General features: G+C 49.7%; 3 protein-coding genes. 1 reads left to right on the forward strand and 2 read right to left on the reverse strand.

Annotated elements, in window-relative coordinates; translation table 11 throughout:
- Positions 1-204 precede the first annotated feature (204 nt).
- Complete coding sequence (asd, locus tag CAG65_RS15470) at positions 205-1,335, forward strand: aspartate-semialdehyde dehydrogenase (RefSeq protein WP_040902280.1); 1,131 nt, start codon at positions 205-207, stop codon at positions 1,333-1,335.
- A 61-nt stretch (positions 1,336-1,396) separates the two neighbouring features.
- Here asd and CAG65_RS15475 read toward each other — a convergent pair whose 3' ends face one another.
- Positions 1,397-2,242: an ion transporter gene (locus CAG65_RS15475; RefSeq protein ID WP_161454227.1), complete on the reverse strand. Its 846-nt coding sequence runs from the start codon at positions 2,240-2,242 to the stop codon at positions 1,397-1,399.
- Between the two features lie 51 nt (positions 2,243-2,293).
- On the reverse strand, positions 2,294-2,932 hold the full coding sequence (locus tag CAG65_RS15480; protein ID WP_021704302.1) for a YchE family NAAT transporter: 639 nt from the start codon (positions 2,930-2,932) through the stop codon (positions 2,294-2,296).
- Positions 2,933-3,233 lie beyond the last annotated feature (301 nt).

Here is a 3,233-nt window from a genome sequence, read left to right on the forward strand (position 1 = left end):
TGCGACAGTTTGAAAATTGGATTAACAAAATGTTACGGTGCTGTGTTTGTGCTTAACAAACGATGGTTTATCTGCACTTAAATCGTTATTCGCCCTGAAACCAGTAAAAAGTTACAACTAATGTAAATTATTGCTTGAGATCTGGGCGCGAAAATTGAAAGATGAAAGACGTTCATTTTTACCCAACACACGGAGAGTTTAGTGATGAGAGTAGGTTTAGTTGGCTGGCGCGGCATGGTCGGTTCTGTACTGATGCAGCGTATGGTGGAAGAGAAAGACTTCGATCTGATTGAGCCGGTATTTTTCAGTACATCTCAGGTGGGAATCCCTGCCCCAACTGTTCCTTCAAAGCATGGCACAAGCGAAACGGGTTTACTTCAGGATGCGTTCGATATCGACGCACTGAAACAACTCGATGCCATCATCACCTGTCAGGGTGGCGGATACACCGAAAAAGTTTACCCAATGCTGCGTCAGGCTGGCTGGAAAGGCTACTGGATTGACGCTGCATCCACGCTTCGTATGGCAGAAGACTCCATCATTACCCTGGATCCGGTCAACCTGACACAAATCCAGCAGGGGATCCACGCCGGAACCAACACCTTTGTCGGTGGTAACTGTACGGTCAGTCTGATGCTGATGGCGTTGGGCGGCCTGTATGAAAAAGGCCTGGTGGAATGGATGAGCGCGATGACGTATCAAGCCGCTTCCGGCGCTGGCGCGAAGAACATGCGCGAATTGATTTCGCAAATGGGTGTGATCAACGACGCTGTCAGCTCAGAGCTGGCCAACCCGGCAAGCTCTATTCTGGACATTGATAAGAAAGTCGCTGACACGATTCGTTCGTCATCCTTCCCAACCGATCAGTTTGGTGTGCCGTTGGCCGGCTCTCTGATCCCTTGGATTGATGTGAAACGTGACAATGGCCAAAGCAAGGAAGAGTGGAAAGCCGGCGTGGAAGCGAACAAGATCCTGGGCTTACAGGATGCGCCGGTACCAATTGATGGCACTTGTGTGCGTATCGGTGCGATGCGATGTCACGCTCAGGCGCTGACCATCAAGCTAAAACAAAATGTGCCGATGGATGAGATTGAAGAGATGATCGCCACGCACAACGACTGGGTGAAAGTGATCCCGAACGATCGTGATATTACCGCTCAGGAGCTGACGCCAGCGAAAGTGACTGGTACGCTGTCGGTTCCGGTGGGACGTCTGCGTAAAATGTCGATGGGCGATGATTTCCTCAACGCCTTCACGGTGGGTGACCAGCTGTTGTGGGGCGCAGCAGAACCGCTACGTCGTACTTTGCGGATTATCCTGGCTGAAAAACAGTAAGCGCCGGACGCAAGAAAAAAGCACCTCGATTGAGGTGCTTTTTTTATGCCGTTGATTTGAACTATTCACAAGCAGTCGCGACTACCCGCTTGTCAGGGTCCGCTAACTGACTGCCACAATGTTTACAGTGCATGGCATCGGGTTCATGTCCGGCGCGTGAGCAGTTCGGGCATTTGACCAGCGTGCGGTGCGAGTTCATTTCCTGATTCAGCTCCGCGGTGATAATGCCGGTCGGCACCGCCAGAATCGAATAACCGAGCAACATAGTCAGCGAGGCAATCCCTTTCCCCCACGCGGTTTGAGGTACCAGATCACCGTATCCGACGGTGGTGATCGTCACAATCGCCCAGTAAATACTCTGAGGAATACTGGTAAAGCCGTTTTCCGGTCCTTCAATAACATAAATTAACGCACCGAAGATGGTGACCAGAATGGCGACTGTGGTGAAGAAAATGAAGATTTTACGCCGGGCCATCAAAAGCGAACGCATCAGCAGATTTGAATCTTGCAGGTAACGCACCAGTTTAAGGATGCGGAAGATGCGCATGACACGCAGCAGACGGATAACCCCCATGAACGAGGCGGAAGGAAAGAAAATCGACAGGTAAGTTGGCAAGATGGCCAGTAAGTCGACCACGCCGTAAAAGCTTTTGGCATAGGCTGCGGGTTTGGGTGAGCAGTACAGCCGCAGCAGATATTCGATGGTGAACAGGGCTGTGAAGCCATATTCAAACAGACGCAGGGTAGTGGCCCATTCGACTTTGATTTCTGGAATCGATTCGAGCACCAGGACGACTAAAGAAGAGAAAATCGCGGTGATCAGTGCAAGATCGAAAATCTTACCCGCCCGGGTATGGGTACCGAAAATGATGACATAGAGACGATGTTTAAGAATATGCTCTGGCATGATATTGCTAACAGGGTTCAACGTAGCAATATCATACCGTTAAACCATAAATCAGGCTAATCCTGGAAACAGGTTACGTAATCCGTTGGCGATAAACTCGATCCCGAGAGCCCCAAGAATCAGGCCCATAATCCGAGTGATGACGTTAATGCCGGTCTGACCCAGAAAACGCACAATCAGTGGCGCGGAACGAAACAAAAACCAGGAGCAGAGCGAGAACAACGCGATCGTGGCACTGATGCCTACGGTATCCAGCATACTAGGGTAGCGGGCACCATAAACGATGGTCGAACTGATGGCACCCGGGCCGGCCATCAACGGCATCGCAAGCGGCACAACCCCGATTTGTTCGCGGCTGACGTATTCCGACTTTTCCTGTTTATTCTGTTTATCTTCACCTAGCTTACCGCTCATCATTGAAAACGCGATACTCAACAGCAGTAGGCCGCCAGCTACGCGGAACGAGTCCAGAGAAATACTGAACATATCCAACAACATCTGCCCAGCCAGCAGTGATACCGTCAGGATAATCGCGACTGCGATATTAGCGGTCAGGGCGGTTTTGTTTTTTTCTTCCGGCGTCATGTGGCCGGTCAGTGACACAAACACCGGCATAATACCCACTGGGTTCACCGCGGCGACCAGTCCGAGGAAAAACTGCAGGAAAATAGCGATTTCAAGCGATTGCATGGCGTGTATCTCTTATGAAGTCTCAGGGAACAGAACAAGGCAGCCATAATGTATTGCAACTTGCCTGGCACGACGAATGAAAAAAACTAAGGCCCAGACCACTTCATCCGTGAGAAAAACTAATTATTAACAGAAACGTAAACAACTTTGAGGCGATCTGTTACGTAATTAAGGCGTAATAAAAGTGGTTTTTTATACAAACGTTAACATTCGCACATTTCTGATAAAAACTGAGCAGATTTTCACGGGGATGATAGCGTTTGGATATACTGTCAGTAGCACATTAAACGAGGTACACAGG

It is taken from the genome of Vibrio sp. V39_P1S14PM300 (assembly GCF_009904765.1).
GTDB classification, from domain to species: domain Bacteria; phylum Pseudomonadota; class Gammaproteobacteria; order Enterobacterales; family Vibrionaceae; genus Vibrio; species Vibrio proteolyticus.